The sequence below is a fragment of the Roseovarius conchicola genome, from assembly GCF_041403425.1.
Classification (GTDB): Bacteria; Pseudomonadota; Alphaproteobacteria; order Rhodobacterales; family Rhodobacteraceae; genus Roseovarius; species Roseovarius conchicola.
The window spans coordinates 12,294-34,939 of sequence record NZ_JBGEHK010000011.1 but is presented as its reverse complement, the minus strand read 5'-3'; the positions used below and the strand labels follow the sequence as shown (position 1 = coordinate 34,939).

The 22,646-nt window shown below is 53.2% G+C and carries 21 protein-coding genes; 4 read left to right on the top strand and 17 right to left on the bottom strand.

Translation table 11 applies throughout. The annotated features are described in order from the left end of the window. Positions 1–171: 171 nt before the first annotated feature. The 4 genes from bhcD to bhcA form a co-directional block, all read right to left on the bottom strand. Positions 172–1,137 carry an iminosuccinate reductase BhcD gene (bhcD, locus tag V6N02_RS20515; protein ID WP_371228975.1) on the bottom strand — a complete coding sequence of 322 codons (966 nt, stop codon included), beginning with the start codon at positions 1,135–1,137 and terminating at the stop codon, positions 172–174. A gap of 61 nt (positions 1,138–1,198) precedes the next feature. Further along, positions 1,199–2,362, bottom strand: coding sequence for a 3-hydroxy-D-aspartate aldolase BhcC (gene bhcC, locus V6N02_RS20510; protein WP_371228972.1), 1,164 nt, complete (start codon positions 2,360–2,362; stop codon positions 1,199–1,201). A gap of 13 nt (positions 2,363–2,375) precedes the next feature. Beyond that, on the bottom strand, positions 2,376–3,326 hold the full coding sequence (gene bhcB, locus V6N02_RS20505) for a beta-hydroxyaspartate dehydratase BhcB (protein ID WP_371228970.1): 951 nt from the start codon (positions 3,324–3,326) through the stop codon (positions 2,376–2,378). A 14-nt stretch (positions 3,327–3,340) separates the two neighbouring features. Further along, on the bottom strand, positions 3,341–4,531 hold the full coding sequence (gene bhcA, locus V6N02_RS20500; RefSeq protein WP_371228968.1) for an L-aspartate--glyoxylate aminotransferase BhcA: 1,191 nt from the start codon (positions 4,529–4,531) through the stop codon (positions 3,341–3,343). A 166-nt stretch (positions 4,532–4,697) separates the two neighbouring features. Between bhcA and bhcR the strand changes: the two genes are divergently transcribed. Then, on the top strand, positions 4,698–5,522 hold the full coding sequence (gene bhcR / locus V6N02_RS20495; protein WP_371228965.1) for an HTH-type transcriptional regulator BhcR: 825 nt from the start codon (positions 4,698–4,700) through the stop codon (positions 5,520–5,522). A gap of 153 nt (positions 5,523–5,675) precedes the next feature. Here bhcR and V6N02_RS20490 read toward each other — a convergent pair whose 3' ends face one another. The 9 genes from V6N02_RS20490 to V6N02_RS20450 form a co-directional block, all read right to left on the bottom strand. After that, complete coding sequence (locus tag V6N02_RS20490) at positions 5,676–6,512, bottom strand: bifunctional allantoicase/(S)-ureidoglycine aminohydrolase (protein WP_371228963.1); 837 nt, start codon at positions 6,510–6,512, stop codon at positions 5,676–5,678. A 32-nt stretch (positions 6,513–6,544) separates the two neighbouring features. Continuing rightward, the gene (locus tag V6N02_RS20485) at positions 6,545–7,048 is read right to left on the bottom strand and encodes an ureidoglycolate lyase (protein ID WP_371228960.1); all 504 of its coding nucleotides are present in this window, start codon (positions 7,046–7,048) and stop codon (positions 6,545–6,547) included. Further along, positions 7,035–8,255, bottom strand: a complete 1,221-nt coding sequence (puuE, locus tag V6N02_RS20480) for an allantoinase PuuE (protein ID WP_371228957.1) — start codon at positions 8,253–8,255, stop codon at positions 7,035–7,037. The genes V6N02_RS20485 and puuE overlap by 14 nt, the downstream gene beginning before the upstream one ends. Before the next feature lie 143 nt (positions 8,256–8,398). Then, positions 8,399–9,109: an aspartate/glutamate racemase family protein gene (locus tag V6N02_RS20475; protein ID WP_371228954.1), complete on the bottom strand. Its 711-nt coding sequence runs from the start codon at positions 9,107–9,109 to the stop codon at positions 8,399–8,401. Continuing rightward, the gene (locus V6N02_RS20470) at positions 9,109–9,843 is read right to left on the bottom strand and encodes an ABC transporter ATP-binding protein (RefSeq protein WP_478013489.1); all 735 of its coding nucleotides are present in this window, start codon (positions 9,841–9,843) and stop codon (positions 9,109–9,111) included. The genes V6N02_RS20475 and V6N02_RS20470 overlap by 1 nt, the downstream gene beginning before the upstream one ends. A 2-nt stretch (positions 9,844–9,845) precedes the next feature. Further along, positions 9,846–10,625 carry an ABC transporter ATP-binding protein gene (locus tag V6N02_RS20465; protein ID WP_371228951.1) on the bottom strand — a complete coding sequence of 260 codons (780 nt, stop codon included), beginning with the start codon at positions 10,623–10,625 and terminating at the stop codon, positions 9,846–9,848. Beyond that, positions 10,622–11,647, bottom strand: coding sequence for a branched-chain amino acid ABC transporter permease (locus tag V6N02_RS20460; RefSeq protein WP_371228948.1), 1,026 nt, complete (start codon positions 11,645–11,647; stop codon positions 10,622–10,624). The genes V6N02_RS20465 and V6N02_RS20460 overlap by 4 nt, the downstream gene beginning before the upstream one ends. Before the next feature lie 5 nt (positions 11,648–11,652). Then, positions 11,653–12,522 (bottom strand): branched-chain amino acid ABC transporter permease, encoded by an 870-nt coding sequence (locus tag V6N02_RS20455; protein ID WP_371228946.1) that lies wholly within the window; start codon positions 12,520–12,522, stop codon positions 11,653–11,655. A gap of 80 nt (positions 12,523–12,602) precedes the next feature. Then, positions 12,603–13,790, bottom strand: coding sequence for an ABC transporter substrate-binding protein (locus tag V6N02_RS20450; protein ID WP_371228944.1), 1,188 nt, complete (start codon positions 13,788–13,790; stop codon positions 12,603–12,605). Between the two features lie 206 nt (positions 13,791–13,996). Between V6N02_RS20450 and V6N02_RS20445 the strand changes: the two genes are divergently transcribed. Then, a complete protein-coding gene (locus V6N02_RS20445; RefSeq protein ID WP_371228941.1) occupies positions 13,997–14,719 on the top strand; it encodes a GntR family transcriptional regulator in 723 nt (240 codons plus the stop codon). A gap of 315 nt (positions 14,720–15,034) precedes the next feature. On the opposite strand, the gene V6N02_RS20440 is transcribed toward V6N02_RS20445, so the two are convergent. The 4 genes from V6N02_RS20440 to betC form a co-directional block, all read right to left on the bottom strand. Beyond that, positions 15,035–16,555: an ABC transporter permease gene (locus tag V6N02_RS20440; protein ID WP_371228938.1), complete on the bottom strand. Its 1,521-nt coding sequence runs from the start codon at positions 16,553–16,555 to the stop codon at positions 15,035–15,037. After that, positions 16,552–17,610 carry a quaternary amine ABC transporter ATP-binding protein gene (locus tag V6N02_RS20435; protein WP_371228935.1) on the bottom strand — a complete coding sequence of 353 codons (1,059 nt, stop codon included), beginning with the start codon at positions 17,608–17,610 and terminating at the stop codon, positions 16,552–16,554. Before V6N02_RS20435 ends, V6N02_RS20440 begins: the two co-directional genes overlap by 4 nt. Before the next feature lie 68 nt (positions 17,611–17,678). Continuing rightward, on the bottom strand, positions 17,679–18,641 hold the full coding sequence (locus tag V6N02_RS20430; protein ID WP_371228932.1) for an ABC transporter substrate-binding protein: 963 nt from the start codon (positions 18,639–18,641) through the stop codon (positions 17,679–17,681). A 13-nt stretch (positions 18,642–18,654) separates the two neighbouring features. After that, on the bottom strand, positions 18,655–20,214 hold the full coding sequence (gene betC / locus V6N02_RS20425) for a choline-sulfatase (protein WP_371228929.1): 1,560 nt from the start codon (positions 20,212–20,214) through the stop codon (positions 18,655–18,657). Between the two features lie 111 nt (positions 20,215–20,325). Between betC and V6N02_RS20420 the strand changes: the two genes are divergently transcribed. Further along, complete coding sequence (locus V6N02_RS20420; RefSeq protein WP_371228926.1) at positions 20,326–21,225, top strand: LysR substrate-binding domain-containing protein; 900 nt, start codon at positions 20,326–20,328, stop codon at positions 21,223–21,225. Continuing rightward, positions 21,225–21,509 (top strand): hypothetical protein, encoded by a 285-nt coding sequence (locus tag V6N02_RS20415; protein ID WP_371228923.1) that lies wholly within the window; start codon positions 21,225–21,227, stop codon positions 21,507–21,509. Before V6N02_RS20420 ends, V6N02_RS20415 begins: the two co-directional genes overlap by 1 nt. Positions 21,510–22,646 lie beyond the last annotated feature (1,137 nt).

Genomic DNA, 22,646 nt, shown 5'->3' with positions numbered 1-22,646 from the left:
GGGTTAGGCACCGATTCAAAAACCTTTTCAACAAATCCATGGCTGACGACCAATGTTATGCGATAGAGAAGTGTCATGCCCCAACCCGGAAGGCAAAGACGCCTTCGGAACGATTATTTCAAGCAACCTATTCTCTAAAACGGCAGCCATGTTTCATTCCCCACATTGATCTTAGAAATCGACGTCAATTGCAGCCCCAGCCTTCGAGGCGCGCTCGACCACAGTTGCAGCAACCGCAAGATCCTGAAGGCCAACTCCGGTGCCGTCGAACAAAGTGATCTCTTCGGAAGAGCCGCGCCCGGGATGCTCGCCATTGATCACAGCACCAAGCTCAACAATCGCCGATTCAGACAAACTGCCGTTCGCCACGGCATGTTGCGTCTCGCCAATCGTCGTCGATTGCGCAATCTCGTCCGTGAACACCGATGCCCGCGCAACAAGGGCTGCATCCACCTCTTGCTTGCCCTTTGTATCCGTTCCCATGCAGGCGATATGCGTACCTGCTCGCACCAGATCGGATCCAATGATGGCATCAAAGCTGGAGGTGATCGTTACGATGACGTCCGATTGCTCACATAAGCCCTCGACACTGACAGCCTCGAAGGGGAGGCCAAGTTCCTGAGCGACCTTCTCCAACGACGCAAGTTTTTCGGGAGAGCGGTTCCAGGCCACGACCTTCTTGAAATTACGTTGCTCTGCTACCGCACGAAGCTGGAACGTTGCCTGATGACCAGCACCAACAATTCCGAGCACTTCGGAATCTTTCCGCGCCAGATGTGCAACCGAAACAGCAGCGGCAGCAGCTGTGCGCAATGCGGTGAGAAGATTGCCGCCAACGATTGCAGAGCATTTCCCAGTGTCGGCATCAAACAGAAAGACGGTGGATTGGTGGTTGGTTAGACCCTTTTCGACATTCCCGGGCCAGTAACCACCGGATTTCAGACCGAGATTGAGCGCTTTGCGGTCAAAGCCGGATTTGAAGCCGTACAGGGCATCGGCATGTCCGATTGCTTCGCGAATGACAGGAAAGTTGTAAGCAGATTTTGCGGCCATAGAGGCGAAAACCTGTTCCACAGCTTTAAAACTGTCCGCTCGAGTAATGTGATCTTTGATGATGGCTTCGGGGACGATCCGCATGGTTTCCATTCCTAAAAAAGTTGGGGCGAGCAAGCTCGCCCCAGAGTCACAGGGAGGTAATTTAGTAAGCTTTTCCACGCGCGCTGACCGGCCAGACGGTTTCTACTTTTCCGTTCCGCACACCAACATACCAGTCATGGACGTTTGCCGTAGGATCACAATGGCCCGGTACAAGGCGCAGTTTTTCCCCTACTTTAAGAACGCCGCCAGAGTCAGAAACCACACCATGCTCGTCGGAGCATTTGATGTATTCGACATCATCGCGACCAAAGACGAAGGGCAATCCGCTGTCGACTGACTGTGCTTTCAAGCCGGCATCAACAATGGCTTTGTCGGCTTTGGCATGACTCATCACCTGGGTCAGAATAAAGAACGCGTTTTCCCATTCGCCCTGATCAATCCGGTTGCCTTCCTTGTCGAGGATGCGACCATAGTCGGCGTCCATGAATGCATAAGATCCGCACTGCAGCTCGTTATAGACGCCTGAATTGGATTCGAAGTAATACGATCCAGTGCCTCCACCAGAAACCAGTTCCGGCTCAAGACCAACGGCCTTCAGACCCTGTACCGCGCTTTCCACCATTTCGATGGCCACATCTAGTTTGGCTTTACGGTCTTCGTAGCTGTCGAGGTGTTGCATTGCACCTTGATAAGCCTGAATGCCTGAAAATTTCAGATTGTCTGCAGTATCAACGGCCTGAGCAATTGCCACGACATCCTGCGTGGTGGTGACACCGCAGCGTCCTGCACCACAGTCAATCTCAATGAAAACTTCCAGTTCCGTGCCGTGCTTTTGAGCCGCTGCGGAGAGGTCTGCCACATTTTCCAGATCGTCGACGCAGACTATGATCCGTGATCCGCGTTTGGGCAGTTGTGCCAGACGATCAATCTTGAGGGGATCGCGCACCTGATTGGAGACAAGCACATCTTTGATCCCGCCACGAACAAAGACTTCGGCTTCCGAGACTTTCTGGCAACACACGCCAATCGCGCCACCAAGCTCTTCCTGAAGCTTGGCGACGTCGACTGACTTGTGCATCTTGCCGTGAACGCGGTGACGCATGCCGTGTGCCTTGGCATAGTCGCCCATTTTCTTGATATTGCGCTCGAGCGCATCAAGATCAAGGACCAGACAAGGCGTCTGGATATCAGCCTCATCCATGCCCGGGATGGCCGGGACATCGTATCCAACTTCAAGGGTGTCGAAATTGACAAGTGCATTCATCGTTCTGTTCCTTTCAGTTTGTCCACGGCAGCTTGTCGAGATCGACATTTCCGCCCGTGATGATGACGCCGACGCGTTTACCCTTAAACGCGTCCGGGTTTTTCAGGATCGTGGCCAATGGAACCGCACTGGACGGCTCCATCACGACCCGCAGATGCTTCCAGGTCAGTTTCATTGCATCGGCGATCTCTTGCTCTGAGGCGGTGTAGATTTCCGACACGTGGTTTGAAACGAAATGCCAGGTCAGATCCTTCAGCGGGACCAGCAAGCCATCTGCGATTGTTTTAGGCGCATCATCCGCGATGATGTGGCCAGCTTTGAAGCTGCGATAGGCATCGTCGGCCTGTTCCGGTTCGGCGGCGATCACCTGCGTCTCAGGTGCCAGTGTCGACAGGGTCAAGCACGAACCTGAAATCATGCCTCCGCCACCGATAGGTGCAACAACCATATCGAGCCCATCGGTCTGTTCGATGAACTCTTTCGCACATGTCCCCTGCCCCGCTATCACACGTGGATCATTGTAGGGATGGACAAAATCTCCGCCTGTCTCAGCCTGAACCTGGGCAAAGGTCTCTTCCCGCGACGACGTCGATGGTTCGCTTTCCGTGATCTTGCCACCATAGCGCCGCACGGTGTCTTTCTTTGCCTGTGGTGCAGTGCGTGGCATCACGACATTACATGGAATGCCACGAAGCATTGCAGCATAGCTTAGGCACGAGGCGTGGTTGCCGGACGAATGCGTGGCGACGCCCTTTTCGGCCTGACTGTCATTCAGCGCAAACACTGCGTTGGAGGCCCCGCGCACTTTAAAGGCCCCTGGTTCCTGCAGATTTTCGCACTTAAAAAATATCTGCGCCCCGGTGAGTTCGTTGAGGTAGTCAGAGGTTCGCACCGGTGTTCGGCGAATGTGCGGTTTGATCCGGTCATGTGCAGAAAGCATGTCTTCATAGGTTGGGATGTACATTGCGTCCTCTCCGTTCACGCTGCTTTGAGGACGGAGGCTGCAGGATGGGAGCGATAGTATTCCTGTGCCGCTGCAACGCCGGTTCCTAACGGCACATCAAAGCCGAGATCAGCCATGCACATTTCAGCTGTCGCAATTCCGCTCAGAGCCATGACATCTGTCAAACTTCCAAGGTGACCTATTCGGAAGACTTTGCCAGCGACTTCCCCAAGACCCACGCCGAAGGCAACGCCATAGGTTTCTGCGGCATGTGTTACGATATCAGTGGCATTGAACCCCTCGGGCGTTTTGATTGCACTCACGGTGTCGGAATAAACATCCGGTGAAACCGCGCAAAGCTCCAAACCCCATGCATGAATGGCTTCCCGAACACCTTGCGCAATGCGAGTGTGGCGCGCAAAGACATTCTCTAGCCCCTCGCTCAACAGCATCTTACAAGCCTCGTTGAGCCCGTTCATCAGGCCAACGGCTGGAGTGTAAGGATAAGCGTTATTCGCATATCCTTTTGCCATGTCATGAACGTCAAAGAAGGTACGGGGCAACGTGCCGGATTTGGTCGCATCCATTGCCTTCGGGCTGAACCCAGCGATGGCGAGTCCGGCAGGCAACATAAAGCCCTTTTGAGAGCCGGTAACCGCGACATCCACCCCCCATTCGTCAAACCGGAAATCCATGGACGCAATGGAGCTGACACCATCCACGAATAGCAATGCGGGGTGGCCAGCTGCGTCCAACGCCTTGCGGACCGCAGCAATGTTGGATTTCACCCCGGTGGCTGTCTCGTTGTGGGTCGCAAGAACAGCCTTGATCTGGTGATCCTTGTCCGCCGTCAAAAACTCCTGGTATCGATCCGCAGGAATCCCCTCACCCCAGGGTGTCTCGACGACCTGCACTTCCAGGCGATGACGCTGGCACATATCGATCCAGCGATGACTGAACATGCCGTTCCTAGCTGCCAGGATTTTGTCACCCTCCGAGAGCGTGTTGGTGAGCGCCGTTTCCCATCCTCCGGTCCCCGATGAGGGGAAGATGAAAATTTCTGCGGCGTCGCTTTTCAAGACCTGCCGGACACTTTCGCGTGCAGGGTGCAGAATCTGTCCGAACAAGGGTGACCTGTGGTCAATCGTCGGCATGTCGCAGGCCTTGCGCAGGCTTTCGGGAATGTTGGTTGGTCCCGGAATGAATACAGGGTTTTGGAAGCTCATGTCTTGCCTCTTTGTCAGAACCAGTTGAGGCAAACATCGCGGAATAACGGCAGCACTGCAATTTTTTTGAAAAATAATTTCAAAACCTAATTTTCTCTATATAATATTGTAAATACAATATATTATAGTTTTTCAATACTATGGAATGTACTGAAAAATGATTCGAATGGAGTTTGTGATCATGGCACAGGAAAAGCGCAAACGCGGACGACCAAAAAGCTTTACAGACAACCCTGAGCAAAACACCAACCAATCGGTTGATCGGGCGATTGATATCCTTGAGACACTTGCAGCCGCTCCTGGGCTATCAATGTCTGATGTCGCGGAGCGCGTCGGTATGTCACCTGCTACTGCATATCGAATTTTAAACACACTGGAGAAGCGACGTCTGGCCGACTTGGACCCAGAGAATCAGACATGGCACGTTGGGTCGGAACTGTTCCGAATAGGATCAGCTTTTCTCAATCGAAGCTCGCTGGTAGAACGTGCCCGGCCCGTGATGCGCAGTCTCATGGAAACTACAGGCGAGACGGCAAACATCGGTATTGAACGAGACGGTGAGGTTCTGTTTCTAAGTCAGGTCGAAACCCAAGCCAACATCCGCGCCTTTTTTCAGCCAGGTACACGTGCACCCTTGCACGCATCCGGCATTGGAAAGGCACTTCTTGCGCATTTCGACCGAGTACGCGTTGACAAGCTCATTCCACAAGGTCGGCTAGAACAATTCACGATGAAAACCATTTTTGACAAGACCAAGCTTTTTGAGGAGCTCGATCAAATAAATCGCCGGGGCTGGGCACTGGACGATGAAGAGCGGACGCATGGAATGCGTTGCATTGCGTCTCCTGTCATCGACTATCTCGGTGAGGTAATAGGTGGAATCTCTGTCTCTGGACCAAGCGCACGAATGCCGGATGAAAAACTAGCGGAAATGGGGAACGCTGTACGCGAGGCCGCGCTGGACCTTTCGCATCGACTTGGAGCGCCGTGAAAGTTACCCAGAGCATCCGGCAAGCCAGAGTGTCTACACGCCTTAGTCCGATTAACGCGATCCAATAAGCACATAAAGAACTCAGATCGCATGATCAGCCCACAGGCCATGCTGCAAGAAAACCTCATGGCATAGCATAATTTCTAAAGAGTATTATCTCGCCATCGGGCCACTGAAGCTCATGTGCCGGTTTACATCCTTGTAGAGTAGATAGCGGAAGGGACCAGGTCCGCCCGCATAGCATGCCTGAGGGCAGAATGCCCGCAACCACATGAAATCACCGGCTTCGACTTCAACCCATTCCTGGTTTAGCCGGTAAACGGCTTTGCCCTCCAGAACATAAAGCCCGTGCTCCATCACATGGGTCTCCGCAAACGGGATAATACCGCCAGGCTGAAACGTGACGATATTCACATGCATGTCATGCCGCAGGTCTTCGGGGTCTGCAAAGCGCGTGGTTGCCCAGGCACCGTTGGTATCAGGCATTGCAATCGGGTCGTGCAGATTCTCGTTGGTCACAAAAGCCTCTGGCACATCCAGACCGTTAACTTTCTGATAACGCTTCCGAATCCAATGAAACTGCGATGCTGTCTCGCCTGAATTCCTGACCGACCATTCAGCGCCAGGCGGAATAAAGGCATATCCGCCTTTGCCCATTGAATGGGTCTCACCGTTTACGGAAACATCCAATGTACCGGTTGTGAGAAAGAGAACCGACTCCGCTTCACCATCTGCCTCAGGGCGCTCGCTTCCACCACCGGGCTCAACCTCGGCGATATAATGCGAAAACGTTTCTGAAAAACCAGAAAGTGGCCGCGCAATGACCCAAAACCTCGACGTCTCCCAAAACGGAAGAAAACTGGTTACGATGTCGCTGAAGGTCCCTTTGGGTATCACCGCATATGCGTTTGTGAAAACGGCTCGATCGGTCATCAATTGAGTTTGGGGTGGAAGCCCCCCCGGCACGTTGTAATAGTTGTGGTCCGTCATTTCGCGTCCTTATGATCTGTACGTCACTGGTATCAGCCGGTGGTCACACCCGATACGGTCAGCGGTTGTTCTAGCCAGTGCTCTTCAAGGTTATTTCCTTTGCCAATCCGGTCGACGACAATGTACTGCCCAGGGTGCTCTATCGGCGTCAAAACACCATGCCAGACGTTTCGATGAATATTTATCACCTGCCCCGCCGCTGCGACAAAGGCCTGGAATCCCGTTGGTCTACCATCGTCATCCTCTGCGACAACTACAAGATAAGGGACACCGTTTAGCGGGATGAACGCCTGGCTACCGAGGGGGTGCCTTTCGACCATTTCAATGCGAAATGGCGCGGATGCCGCCTCAGAATCGAACAGGCTGATTCCGGCTTCGCCATCAACAAAATTCAAATTTGCCAGATTATGAAACCTTCCGCACCTGCCCTGATTGATGAAAACGTCCGGCGTAGTGGATGTCTTTTGAATCACGTCACCAAAGTCGCGGAAAGCAGCACTGGTCAGTCCGACCGCCTCGATTTCACTTTTCGCCATTGACTACCCCGGTAACACGCTGAAGTAAAAGCAATTCTATTCTGTCGCGCACACCTGTTTCGCCCTTAGCGTAACCCTGCTCGAGGTTGCTCGCTGACATAAGGCTGCCTGCCAGGTTATTCAGATCTTCCTCAGACAGGCGACGAACAGCACGACACAGCAAACTGTGTATGCCCTTAACTGCATCATGCGCTGGCCCCCGCTCCATTTGTGCCGCTTGCTCAATGATGGCCGGTGCTTCTGGGATTACTGCCTGGAAACGGCCGATAAACGCGGCCACATCCATCTGCGAAAATTTCTCACCCCGCTTGTGTGGGTGATGATTGGCCCAATGCCGAGCGATATCAATCCGACGCGGACACCACACACCAACGTGCTGTCGGATATGTTTAATGAACCGCTGAAGCCCAGCTATCTTGCCCGGGCGCCCGATCAATCGGCAATGCAACCCAACCGTCATCATCGCCGGTCTGCCGGCCTCGCCTTCCTTATATAACGTATCAAAGGCATCCGTCAGATAGTTCTCAAAATCGCGGCCTGTCACCCAACCCGGAGCAGTTGCGAACCGCATGTCATTGGCCTCAAGCGTGTAAGGAATGATTAATTGGTCACGATCACCAAATTCCATCCAATGAGGCAAATCATCATCGTAGGCATCGGAAATATAGTCAAAACCGCCTTCTTCCGCAACAAGCCGCACGGTGTTGGCGCTACATCGTCCGGTATACCACCCGGCAGGACGCTCTCCCACGACCTCGGTATGCAGGCGCACCGCTTCGGCGATTGATGCCCGCTCTTCATCCTCAGGCATATCTTTGTGCTCGACCCATTTAAGTCCGTGGCTGGCGATTTCCCATCCCGCCGATTTCATCGCTTCAACTTGCTCCGGACTGCGTGCTAAGGCACTCGCTACTCCGTAAATTGTCAGAGGAATACCAGCTTCTGTGAACATCCGGTGCACTCGCCAGAATCCCGCACGAGCGCCATATTCGTAGATCGATTCCATGTTCCAGTGACGTTGCCCTGGCCATTGAGCCGTACTTGGAATGTCCGACAAAAAGGCTTCTGAGGCAGCATCACCATGTAGGACACAATTCTCCCCACCCTCTTCGTAGTTCAGTACAAACTGCACAGCCACTCTGGCGTCTTCCGGCCATTTCGGATGAGGTGCACTCGCCCCGTAGCCTCGCAGATTTCTTGGATACATGTGTCGCCTTCTCTGTTTATTGTTTTAACTGTGCGTAGAAAGAGTTTAACCCAAGTCTGAATGCACAAAGCTGGCATTATCTGATCTGAAGCAACCGTCTTCCCGCTAGGAAGCACTGAACGCACGAGTTCGTTCCATGAGTTTCAGACAGCCAACATCAAAGCTTTGTCTTGAGGTCGCGCATAGGCTCCGATTTTGGAGGTTTTAAGCCCGGCAGCCACCAGTGCTTCGGCCATAGATGTCGCGGAGGCCACTCCATCAATAATTGGAATGCCAAATTCTTCCGACAGGCTTTCCATCAGATCGGCCATGCCAGCACACCCCAAGACCACGGCCTCGGCCCCATCCACATTGATCGCTGCTCGGATTTCATCCTTGATCAGGGCGATGCTGGATGGATCATTCTCTTCCAGTTTCAGGACCGGTACGTCCGACGCCCGAACCTTTGCACAGCGTTTGGCCAGGCCATAACGCTCAAGGTTTGCTTCTAACCCCGGTACAGATCGGCTCAGGGTCGTCACAACAGAAAACTTCGTAGAAATCATACTGGCCGCGTGGTAGGCCGCCTCGCCAATCCCAATAACGGGGACGTCAAAGAGACAGCGGAGCGCATCGAGCCCCGTATCGTCAAAGCACGCCACCACAACCGCATCGGCTTCGGCATATCTGGCAGCCTCTTCAATCAAACCGGCGTGGCACAGCGCAATGTCGTAATACCCTTCGATGCTCGCAGGCCCTTTCTTGGATTCGGTCGCAACGATTTTCGTACCTTTCCGCGCCACCTGACGTGCTGCGGCGGCGATCTTCTTGGTCATCGAGTGGGTCGTGTTAGGATTGATCACCAATAGTTCCATTAGGCAGACTCCTCGATTTCCCCGCCCAGATAGGCCGCTTTGATACGGTCGTCATGAAGCAATTCTTTCGAATTCCCCTCAATAACAACATTGCCGGTCGTGAGAGCATAAGCACGATTGGAAATACTCAGTGCCATCCTAGAGTTCTGCTCTACCAGAAGAACCGACACACCTTCATCGCGGTTAATGGCAACGATCGATCGCGCAATGTCCTGGACCAGCTTTGGTGCAATCCCGAGGGATGGTTCATCAAGCAACAACAGCTTGGGTTTCGCCATCAGTGCACGCCCAATTACCATCATTTGCTGCTCACCGCCCGACAGGGTTCCCGCCGCCTGAGTGTAGCGTTCTTTGAGGCGCGGAAACCGCTCCAGCACGCTTTCCAATGTGTCTTTGATCCCCCGGCTGTCACTGCGCGTGAAGGCTCCCATCATCAAGTTATCTTTAACCGACATAAATGGGAAAACCCTGCGCCCTTCCGGGACCATCGCAATGCCCATCCCAACAATATCGGATGCTGTACGCCCGACGATCTTGTCGCCAATAAAGCTGATGGAGCCAGACTTGATCTTTGCAAGGCCGGTTATCGCGCGCAGAATCGACGATTTTCCTGCGCCATTAGCGCCGATCAACGCGACAGTTTCTCCCTGTGACAGGTGCATTGACACCCCTTTGAGGGCGTAGACATGGTCGTAAAAAAGCTCAACATCTTTGAAATCCAGCATCTCCGCCATGGTCACATTCCAATCTCGTCATCGGCGCTACCAAGGTAGGCTTCGATTACTTTTTCATTGTTTTGGATTTCACTCGGCGAGCCTTCGGCGATCTTTTCTCCAAAGTTCAACACGACGATCCGGTCAGAAATCGACATCACCGCTGGCATGTCATGTTCCACCAACAGAACGGTCACGCCACGGTCGCGAACCTTGCGTACAAGTTCGACTGTCCGCATCGTTTCGTCGTGGTTCATACCTGCGAACGGCTCGTCCAGAAGCAAAACCGTCGGATCCGTTGCCAGACCGATGGCGATCCCCAAAGCGCGCAGACTGCCCTGCGGCAGATTGGTGGCAAGCTCATTGCGCATGTCACCAAGCCCTAGAAAATCCAGAATCTCATCTGCCCGTTCGCCGAATTCCTCGATATCCCTGTGAGCGGCATGCGATCCGAAGAAGTATCCCCCCAAAGAGGCGGTAGATTGCAAATGCTGAGAAACAACCACACTTTCCCGAGCAGTCATGCTCTTGAAAATCGTCGTTTCCTGGAACGTGCGAACAACACCCTTTTGGGCCACAATATGAGGTTTGAGGTTCGAAATCCTCTCGCCCCGCAAGAGCACCTCCCCGCTGGTTGTCGGCAGGAAAGACGAGATCATCTTGAACAGCGTTGATTTTCCCGCGCCGTTTGGTCCGATCACCGACAGGATTTCGTGTTCGTCAACGTCGAAGTTGACGCTGTTGTTCGCCACCAGGCCACCAAACTTCTTGGTGACGTCCTTAACTTCGAGAAGCTTACTCATCCTGCTGATCCCTCCGATTTTTCGACGGCATCAGAAACAGCCTCGGGTTTCTTGGATTTCGAAATGCGAAGGCTCAACAACCCATTCGGCAGGAACAACATCAGCAGGATCATGATGGTAGAGTAGATCAACAACTGGTATTTTCCGAATTCAAACAAAAGGTTCCATCCGAAATAGAGCGTCAATGTACCCAGGATCGGACCAAAGACATAGCTCAAACCACCAAGGAAGCAGTAGAGCATAAAGTTCACCGAATCCGCGACCTGGAAGGTAGAGGGATAAACCGACTGCGCGATCGAGCCAAACATCGCTCCACCAATCCCACCCAGAAAGGACGAAATGGCAAAGATGATCATTCGAATGGAGGCGATATTTACACCGATTGAAGAGGCCAGCTCTTCGTTCTGCTGCATCGACCGGCAGAGATGACCCAGTCTTGAGTTCACCAAACGGTACATCGCGGCAAAACAGATCACCATCAAGGTGCAGGCAACATAGTAGAACGCCAGTTTCACGTTACCGATCGTTGCGAAATCCGGGATGATCGTCAGCCCAAAGATTGACACTTCTTGCGGCAACGGGATCGACACAATGCCCTTGGCGCCATTGGTAATTGGAAGAGCGAGGGCTGTCAGACGCACCACCTCTGTCAGAACCAATGTGATCATCGCAAAGTACACGCCCCGTAGCCGCAGGATCGGCAATCCAATCAGGATCGCACACAAAGCCGCGAACAGACCAGCCAGTGGCAATGTCAGCCAGAAATTCATACCCGCCTTAGTGACCATGACCGCCGAAGCATAGGCCCCAATCAGGGCGAAGGCGCCCTGTCCAATGTTGATACGACCGATGTAGAATGTCAGCCACACGCCTGCTGCCGCAATCGAAAGAAGGGCGACAGAGGTCAGCGTGAAGTAAAAATCCCAACGGCCAGTGACACCGATAAGCACCGGCACCGCCACATAGATTGCGAAAAGAACGGCTGCGACGCCTATCAGGTGTTTTGAGTTGATGTTTTTCATTTCTCTCACCCCCACGGCTTGCCCATCAGACCCTGTGGGCGAATGGCAAGGAAGATCATGAGTGAGACAAAAATCAGCAGATAGGTGATATCACCGTACTGATAGAGAACCGCGAGTCCGACAGCTTCCAGCATGCCAAGGATAAATCCACCGGCGATCGCACCGGAAATCACGCCTGCCCCGCCGATCATCACCATCATGAAGGCTTTGATTGAAGTCGGCCCACCCATTCCGAGGTTGATCCCCGTGATGGTGACCAGAAGTCCGCCTACCAGCCCGGCAAGCATTGCACCGAGGGCAAAGCCAATCATCGAGTACCGGTCCACGTTGACGCCCATAAGTTGAGCGGCGACGCGATCTTGAGCAAGCGCACGCAGAGCGCGCCCCGTCTTTGAAAATTGCATGAATGAGATAAAGGCGACGATGGAAAGGATGGCCAGAACACAAATCAATATCCGATCATAGGGCATGATCAGCTTGAAATCGTAGTTGAATACTCCGTCGACGATCTTCGGCACACCACGTTGCTTTTCGCCAAAAATCAGCAGGATCAGAGCATCCAGCAAGAAGGCAATCCCAGCAGCAAGAAGCATAGTGCTTTCTTCACGCGAAGAACGTTTGATCACCGGCGCAAAAAGAAACTTTTCTATGAGCGCCCCGATCACAGCAAGCGTAACGCAGGATATGAGAAGAGCAACGACAAAGGGCAGGCCCAATTGTCCATAAAACGTGTAGGTTACAAAACCACCGACCACGTACATTTGGCCGTGTGCAAAGTTCAGGACGTTCATCAAAGCAAAAATCAACGTCAAGCCGAGCGCGATCATTGCGTATTGAGAGCCCAGATAGACACCGTTCGCCAATATCTGTTCCATGGCAATACCTTTCTGATTGATCCCGGGCCGCGGGCCCGGGACCGGATGGCGAGAAACTCGTTCTCTAAGTGAGGAAAATCTTAGTCGACTTCCGCAACGAAGAGCGTCTCAAATGCACCATCCTGGTAGACGTTAACCACCAGTGGGACTGCAACCTGCCGCCGTTGACCAAACGAAGTCATACCGACATAGCGAAGCGTTGCATCACCCTTCATATAGGGATTGGGTGCTTCAAAGCTGTCCATGGTTGCCTGAAACTCGGTCACGTCGTTGATCGCCGCCGGATTGGCCTTCAACGTTTCCAGAATATACTCCAGCGCATAGACTTTGGTGTTCGACTCGTCGTTGTACTCTCCGAACATATCGATGTAGCGCTGAACGAATTCGTTCATTGCATCGGACGCGAGTTCCGGAGTGGACGCGCCGCCGACCGATATAAACCCGTTGGCCAGATCACCGGCACCTTCACGCAAAACTTGCGCATCCTGGGCGGTTTCTGTCGAAATGAAGCCTTGGAAACCAAGCTCACGCGCGGAACGGATCAACTGAGGCGCGTTGGCAGGAGAAACGCCCGACAAGACCAGCAGATCAGGTTTCGCGCGCATCACCGGCGTCAGCACAGGCGTAAAGTCCGTTGTATCCACCTGATAGGTCACATTTGCAGAAACAACTTCCAGTCCAAGGGTTTCGGCAGCAGCGACGCCACCATCACGCTGGCTGAGCGGATCAGATTCGTTGGCGGCAACGAAAGCCACAGACTTTACGCCTTTGTCGTCCATCAGGTATTTGTAGATCGCTGGACCTGATTGGTAGTTGGCCACCATCCCAAGAACTGCATTCGACGCAGGAGCGGTGTAAAGGGATTTTGGAAACGCATATGGGAAATACATGATGCCATTTGCTTCAGCGACCGGGCGTACAGCGGCAGCACCGTCGTCAACGTTCGGACCGACCACGTAGTGGATGCCTTCCTGTGCCATCTTTTCCATGCCGGCGATTGCGCGTTTGGGGTCTTTTTGATCATCAAACGACACAATTTCGATGTCGTAAGTTGTGTCACCAATTGTGTATCCACCGATTTCGTTGATCCAGGCTGCGCGGGTTTCCATCGAACGTTGGTTCGAGATTCCCCAAGCGGCTGCCGGACCGCTTGTCACACCGACAAAGCCGATCTTCAGGGTAGGGTTTTCAGCCAGTGCAGTTGTTGCACCCAAGGCAGTAAGGGCGACCGCTGCTACAGCCGACCGAAAGACAGTTCTTCGTTTCATCATATTCTCCTCCGTTGGAAATCTGGGGACGCCTCCTCTGTCCACAGAACCGCCCCACACTTGGTGAGTCGGTGGGCGACAATAGGCTTTTGTTAACAATCTATGTCAACACAAATATCCAATGGGTTAACAAAATTTCATGTTTTCGCAGACAAAAACGGCTGTTATGATGCCGCCTATCCAGGTAGTCGAACACGAAGTCAGGTATGATGCGCACCAAAGCGGAAGGCAGATCCACCCCAATGAGTCCAGCTGGGGACATATCCGAGCGCGTTATTGTCGATAAGATATTCAAGGCTGTCATGGAGCAAAGGCTCGCACCAAAGACCAAGCTGAGCGAAGCCGACCTATGCGACACTTTTGGCGTTGGGCGCATGAAGGTCCGGCGTGCGCTCCTTCTCCTTTCGAGCCAGGGAATCGTAGACCTCCATTCAAACCGGGGAGCGTACATAGCCTGCCCTGACGCGAGAGAAGCAAACGAAGTTTTCGAGGCACGGCTTCACATAGAGCCGAGCATTGTGAGTAACCTGACGATCTCCGATGACGACAGCGGCTTAGCGGTATTGCGTGACCATGTTCGGATGGAGAAAGCAGCCAGAAAGACCGGAAGCCGCCCGGAAATCATAAGACTGTCAGGTGAGTTCCATGTGAAGATGGTCGCGGTCACCGGAAACGACCTCCTGACAAAGATTGTTCGGGAACTGGTGACACGAACATCTTTGATTTTAGGTTTGTTTGGCTCAGGTAAAGGAACGAGCTGCCGTGAAGATGAGCACGAAGAAATCATTCAAGCGATCGAAAATGGGGACAAAGAAGACGCGAAGCGGCTAGTGACTGAGCACTTGGTCCACATCAAAGATGGCCTAGAGTTGAAAAAGCCAACAGAAATTGAATCAAGCCTTTCAAACATACTTCGTTCTACTGAATAGGTCATTATCCGGACACCCGTATGATCGCGACGTCTCGGATGCTTGGTGGCAATTGCCGGTGAATCATCATGTTCATGCGCAATCACCTTTCATGGAAACCTAGGTATTAATCGTCCGTCATCGAATGTGTGAGGTACGCGTTTCTCTGAGACATCTACTGCTTCTCCTAAAACTCTTTCCTGAGTACCTCGTAACGCGTTTTCCCGGCATGTGTTCCGTGCGAGCGTGCTTGGTTGGAAAGTCGCTCCCACTCTTAGAATTTGGCGTGGAGGTCGACGTTACCCTTTCAATATCCAGCTGAGTAGGCCACTAACCTCAGCTTTTCTTTTTGCCCTGAATTGTACGATCCAGGATCATTGCACAAAACAGGATTGCAAGACCCGCCAGAATACCCTGACCCGCAGCGGCGAATTGCAGGGCTTCGAGAACATCCTCACCAAGCCCCTTGGCCCCGATAAGGGATGCAACAACCACCATTGAAAGGCTTAGCATGATTGTCTGGTTGACGCCGGCCATGATGGTCGGTGCCGCCAGCGGCAGGTCAACTTTGAACAGAAGGAAACGAGGGGACGCACCGAATGCCAGTGCTGCCTCCCGCACTGTTTCCGGGACACTTTGCAGACCCAGAACGGTCAACCGGATCACCGGTGGGCTGCCGAACACCAATGTTGCCAGAATTCCCGCAGGTTTGCCTGTTCCGAAAAACGCGATGACCGGTATCAGGTACACAAAGCTGGGCATGGTTTGCATGAAGTCGAGTACCGGGCGCACAAACATATAAACCTTTGGCTTTTTGGCGCAAAGAATGCCAACAGGTATGCCAAGAAAGATGCTGATGCAGGAGGCGGTTCCCAGAAGGGCAACGGTGGACATCGCCTTTTCCCAAAAGCCCAACAGACCGATATAGGCCAGCCCAGCCGCCGAAAAAATGGCGACGCGAGAGCCAGCGGATCGCCATGCGATCAGAACGATGGCAACCCCGATGACCGGCCAAGGCGTTGAAACGAGAACTGTTTCCAGGGCGTCCAGAAGTGTTTTGATCCCGGCGGTTATCCCGTCAAAGAATCCTTCGCCGATGACGGTCAGGTCTTCGAGAAATGCCTTGATCGCATTGGCCGTGTCGCGCCGCAAACCACCATTCGCCGGGAACTGGGCCAGCACGTCCAGCGGTTTTGACAGGGAATAATGCAGCGCTGAGCCACCATAGGTCGCGAGCGTCAGACCGATTGCGATCGCTCCGTTTCCATAACTCAGTCCCGAAGCTGTGGACTTGTCTGAACGCCATCTGACAAAATGGCGCTCCAGCAACCAATTGGCGACAACGGATTGGATCAAACGCAACGCCACAAACAAGGACAGCCCGATCAGGACAAGGTAGACGGAAAATTCAGATGCGGCCTCTGCTGCGGCGATGGAATTCTGGATCGCACCTTCAAGAGACTCAACCGCCCGGCTGAGATTGCCTACACTGTCAGAGCCTTCTGCAATCGCTGTCTCCAACTGCTCCCGTCGCTGAGACAGAGTTTTGGTAATGCGGTCTGTGCGCAGGCGTTCGTCAAAACCCAAGTCTTTGAACAGCCCCCGTGTCAGCGTGACAAATGCCAGAATTTCAAGCGCGCCAAAAATGATGACATGGGTCCACAGATGGCGCGCAGCAAACCAGATTGGCCCCAACAGAAGCGCGGCCAGATTAAATGTCAGACGAAACGCGCGGTGCTGCCCGATCCGGGCAAATTCGCGCGCGTAGTAACCTGCGCTCGGCCCGGCGAATTCGGCCGTCAGCCTTTCGGCATCCGTTGTATCAGTCGCGTCCGTGGTTGCGTTGCTCGCCATCATTCTTTCCCACCCTGTATGCCCAACATGATGTCCTTGTTGGTGATCACGCCTGCCAAATTCCCATCCGCCATGACTTGAAGCGGGCTGTTGGCAGCAACTGCAGCGTCAATGATCCGGTCCAGATCGTCCCCACCATCGACTGCGGGGAATGCCTCTATCGGTCCGATCTCAGCAATTAGCGCCTCTGTGACCGGCTGCATGATGCTATGGGCATAGACCAGTTTCAGCCTTGAAATACCGGCCACGAAGTCAGCGACATAGTCATCTGCGGGTTCGGTGATAATCTGGTCCGGTGTACCAATTTGCACGATCGCGCCGTCTTTCATGATTGCGATGCGATGTCCGATGCGAATGGCTTCGTCCAGATCATGGGTGATGAAAATCGTGGTTTTTCTCATCTCTTGGGACAGTTTCAGAAACTGATCCTGAAGCTGTCTGCGGATCAGCGGGTCAAGCGCACTGAACGCTTCGTCCATCAACAGGACGTCGGGATCGGCCGCCAGCGCCCGGGCAAGGCCGACCCGCTGTTGCATTCCGCCTGACAATTCATGGGCAAACTTGTCTTCCCACCCGGATAGTTCAACAAGGTCGATGGACTTCTGCGCGAGATCCCAGCGTTCCGATTTTGTCAGCCCCTGGATTTCAAGCGGCAACGCCACATTGTCCCGCACGGTGCGGTGCGGCAACAGTGCGAAATTCTGAAACACCATGCCGATATTCTGGCTGCGAATGGCCCTCAGCTCTTCATCAGAGCTTTTCATGATATCAACGCCATCGACCAGGATTTGCCCCGATGTCGGTTCAAGCAAGCGGTTGATATGTCGGACAAGTGTGGATTTGCCGCTACCCGACAAGCCCATGATGCAAAAGATTTCAGCCTTGGGGACGGAAAAACTGGCGTCAGCCACCCCAACCACACAGTCGAACCGCTCAAGAACCTGTGCCTTGCTCAGACCTTCGGCTTGGATAGCCTGCATGGCTGCGTCCGCCCGCGCGCCGAACACTTTCCAGACATTTCGCAACTCAATGACGGCGGTTTCTTCAGGGTGGGCCATTATGCGGATACCTGTAGTAATCAGAAGGGCTGCCCGGTTTGATACCGGACAGCCCTATGCGTTTCTGGTCAGTAACCCAGCCAGCTTTGTACCCTGTCGCTGTTCGCTGCAACCCATGCAGCGGCGACATCCTCTGGGGCCTGCTCACCGACGACAACCTGATGGGTCCACTCGCTGACAGTCTGGTCATCCAGAGCGATGTTTGCAAGGAATTGCGCAACTTCGGGTGCCCGCGTTTCGAGCGATTTTGAATAGGCAACATGCACGGTCTTGGGTTTATCCCCGGTGCTTACGGTCGAATTGTCAAACCAATCCGGGTCTTCGTTTGGCTGCACCATCTTGTGCATCTCAGGATCGTAGGCTGGTTCTTCGAGTATTACGAGATCATAGAGCTTGAACGCATAATGCGGTTTGTAGCAGGCAAACGCCACGCCCTCGCCCGCGCGGATTTTGTTGCCCACATTGGCAAGCGCCACAGCTTCGTCTTCGGTTGTCGCTTCAAAGAACTCGGCAATGCCATAGTCGCGCAGTTTCACCTGCCAGGTTTTTGCCCCGGCCCATGCGGCAGCCCCGATCCAGATTTCCCCGCGACCATCTCCATCACTGTCAAACATGGCCGCACCATCGGGTGTTGCCAGGTCTTGAATAGTGCGAATACCTTTTTCCGCCATATAGGCCGGAACGCACATACCGTTCGTGCCGGGATATGTATTTTCAGAAAGGGCGACCGTGCCGTTCTCATCGACATATTGCGCGGTCAGGCTGCCCTGATTGGGCAACCAGACATCCGGATGCACATCGATGTCACCCTTGCCACGGTCCATGGCCTGAAAAATCACCGGGTTCTTGCCCGGAACAACATCAGCTTCACCGCCGATTTCGTTTTCGATAACGGTCTTGATAACCTGGGCGATAACGCGGGCCGAGGGCCATGCAGGCTCACCGATCATTACCTTTTCCTGTGCCCATGACGGCAAGGCGATACAGCAGGCAAGTGCGCTTCCTGCAACGATTTTTGTCAGCTTTTTCATTTTTTTGGTCTCCCTATTCATGATTGACTTTGGTTTCGTCTGGCTCTTGTCGGGGCACATAGTCAAACGCCCATTCGTTGTAGGATGTCTGCCCCCTGAACCAGTCTTTTTGTGCGTCACCACCGGCGTTGAAATCCCAAGGCGTGTATTTGCCCTTGGTGAGTGTTTTCTGGATGAAAAGACGCCGCTGCTGATCTTTGATAATGCGTTGCGTAAGCTGATCCTCGTTCCAGCGATCCGCTATTTCCTGACGGAAGCTTTCCTCCAAGCTTGCCAGCTCGGGTGTGCCTGACAGGTTCGTCAGTTCGTCTGGATCATCGTCCAGATCGTAGAGTATCGGTGCGTAATCGCCTGAATGGATGTATTTGTAGCGACCGCGACGGATCATGAACGCCGGTGCGGTGACACCTTCGCTGAGGATTTCGCTGATGACAGGATACGGCCAGTCTACTGACGGATCGTACATCAGCGGTAGCAGGCTTCGGCCATCCAATGGCTCGCATGTTTCGATGTCCTGCCCGCCATTCCCTATCGCCGCAAAGGTCGGCAGCAAATCGACAAGCGAGACCGGCGCGGCAATGCGGCGGCCCTGCTTTTGACGAGGATCAAAAACGATCAGTGGAATACGGACGGCGGATTCAAAGAAGTTCTTCTTGAACCACATGCCGCGTTCGCCAAGCATTTCGCCGTGATCAGAGGTGACGACGATTACCGTATTGTCGTCCATACCAAGGCTTTCAAGCGTCTCGCATATCTTGCGGATCTGGTCGTCAAAATAGCTGACGGACCCAAAATAGCCTCGCCGTGCATTCCTGATCTGATCGTCGGTGAAGGTCACACCGAACAAACCTGCCTGCGTCAGGATTTTCCGGCTGTGGGGGTCGTGCTCGTTCTCAGAGAGCGCCCCGACATTGGGCATCGGGATGTCCAAACCATCATAGCGATTCCAATATTCCTCGGTACAAACAAACGGGTCATGCGGATGTGTGTAGGACACGGTCAGGAACAGGGGGCGGCCATCTGTCGACGCGGCTTGTGCCTGCAAATACTTCTGCGTCGCTTCGGTAACACCATCATCATACCGTATTTGTACGCTGTCTTCGCACAGCCCTGACTTGGTAACGCCTCTCGTGTCGGTCACATCAACATGGGTTTCAGACATCCAGTTTGCAGACCATTGAAAGTCCGCAGGATAGATATCCGAGGTCAGCCGTTCTTCGAACCCGTGCAATTGATCAGGACCGACAAAGTGCATCTTGCCGCTCAGGCAGGTTTTGTAACCGAGATTGCGCATATAATGCGCAACGGTGGGAATGGATGCCGGCAATTCGGCCGCATTGTCAAAGGCCCCGATCTTCGAGGCCAGCTGTCCGGTCATCATCGAATATCGAGAAGGAGCGCACAGTGGGAAATTGCAGTACATGTTTTCAAAGACGGCGCCATTTTCCGCCAGTTCATCAATCTTGGGATGGCTGCATATGGCGTTGCCATATGTTGCAAGCGCCAAGGCCGTAAGCTGATCCGCCTGAAACATGATGATGTTTGGTGAAGACTGTGCATCTGGCTGCTGCATGTCTGATTTACTCTCCAATTTTAGATTCCCGCTGAGTCTTACCCAGTTGAGGTATGTAACAAAAATGATATAAAATGCGTCTGATATTCAAAAATTGTATGACTTGGACTCATGGTGTTAAAGAACAATCAGATAGATGCATTTCGTGCTGTGATGAGTACCGGCTCAATCACCAATGCTGCCAAGCTGTTGAACAAGTCCCAGCCAAGCATCACCCGTTTCATCCGCGATCTTGAACGTGAAATCGGATTTGATCTGTTTCACCGAACCGGCAGTAAGGTTGTTCCAAACAATGAAGCAGATGCATTTCTTAAGGCCGTGGAGCGGTCATTTGCAGGCCTCTTGGAATTGTCAAAAGCTGCCGAGGACATTCGCAACCTGTCGGATATCCGTTTGTCCGTAGCGACTATTCCCTCCGCCACGTTCAACCTGTTGCCTGATGCCGTGTCGCGCATACAAAGTGGCAAATCAAATGTCTCAGTCAGTACGTCAGTTCATCGTTCTCCCAATGTCGTTGAGCGCATCCGGCTTCAGCAGGCGACATTAGGTATTTGCAATCTGGCCGAAGATGAGCGTGGCGTATCCATTTTGGACCGATTCACACTTCCTTGTGTTTTGGTTGTCCCTGAGGGTCATGAATTTGCCTGTAAGAGCCGCGTGACACCCTCCGATATTGCAGGTCAGCCCTTCATTTCGCTGGGGATCGAATACTTCGCATCCCAGGGACTGAAGCTGGTTCATCTTAACGAGCTAAAAGAGGCGACGGTGATAGAAACACCACTCTCACATAGCGCCTGCAGCTACGTCTATCATGGGCTGGGCATCGCGATTGTTGATCCTCTGACGGCGTTTTTCTATCAGAAACTGGGTTTGCACACAGTCGAACTGGATCCACCTATCCCATATGACCTGTCATTGATTTGTTCGTCTTTCGAGTCCCCTGAACGTGGCCGGTCAATGTTTGTGGATGCCATGCGCGCCTGCCTTGCGGAAAACTTTGGGACCCATTGATGGTGAGTAACGTAGTTGAAAAATCGCTTACGCCAAAAACGACAACTTCTGTAGATCAGAGTTTTGACGAACACTTCAATCTCGCATTGGAAATTCGTTTTTTGAAGTCCGTGTCTCGCCAACAGACAACAATAGCGAATATTATTCTAGATGCGGCTACGCTTTCAGATACGTCGGTTTCCAAAGTACTACAGTCGCTGATTTTTGTCACAGTGTCAGTCGATGTAGGCTCGAGCGGCGAATTCTCTGCAGATAATGCAAATGACCGCCTAAGCGGCCAATGAGACGAGGAGCTTCAACTCACCTTTCCCGAGCACGCTCTGTTTGTATTGATCGTTCATGATATTTCTTGGGCGTCTAAGACATCCGTCGACGAAATTCGTGCCTTCGGTCACATGAAATCGCGCGGTGCCACCGTGCCGGAAATCGCCCTCGCCTTTGCCGCGACCGAAGCACATGTTCATCACCGGCTGGTCTTCCCGCGCCCTTGCTGGACGTCCTTGCGGCAGGTGAGATCAGTCTCGGCGCCGCCAAGGCCTTCGACTGCACCTGAAGGCTCCTTCGTGGAAGGATCAACTGACTCGGCCTCTGCGGGGTCCTTTTTGTTCAGGTCAATGGTGAGGGGCAAGACCTGGGAAAATGTCCGGCGGTGGGCCAGAAGGACAAGCCCCCTGCCCCGCCACTGGACCGGGCTATCCGCGCGGGAGCACCGCGAAGGTGGTGCGGATCGGCATGCGAAGTATCAACCGTTTCATGGGATCAGATCTGGTTCGAAAGATAGCGATGTTCCGTGGTGGAAAACCAGGAACGATCACCTGCTGAAAGGATTGAGAAGGTGATCCCAGCAACATACGTAGTGGCCATGGAGCTCACTTACCCTATCAACTTCGTTGGGTTTGAGGATGGCGGCGCAAATGTGAAGTCATCACCCGCGACGGAGAATTTCTCGGGAACTGGACCATCAAAAGAGACGAGGCAAAAGACACTGGTGAGTTTCGTTTCATCATCGATGGAGAAACAGAATCAGTGCTCTCCGAAGGTTTTGCTTTTTTCGATAGCGGACTGAAAACGGGTTTGGCACTGAGCACCATATGCAGGTCCATTCGCGAATGGCACGAAGAAAACGATCAAGCCTAAGACGTCATTTCTCGTTCACACCAAGGGGCTGTCATCCGAAACGTGACCGTCGAGGCGGATCGCTGACTACGGGCTACTGGAAGCAATGCAACTACTAACGTTCGAGTGATCCCTTTCCGCATTCGATTGCTATCGTTGCAGCGGATGTCAGCGATGGCGGGCTGAGCTTGCACCGATATTCATTTTCGGTTCACGAAAACCGGTTTCGATTTGTCGCGGTGTGTTTGCGTCCTCCATCACATGGTGTTGCATCTCATGCTAGTCGCAGGGTCCGCCCGGAACAC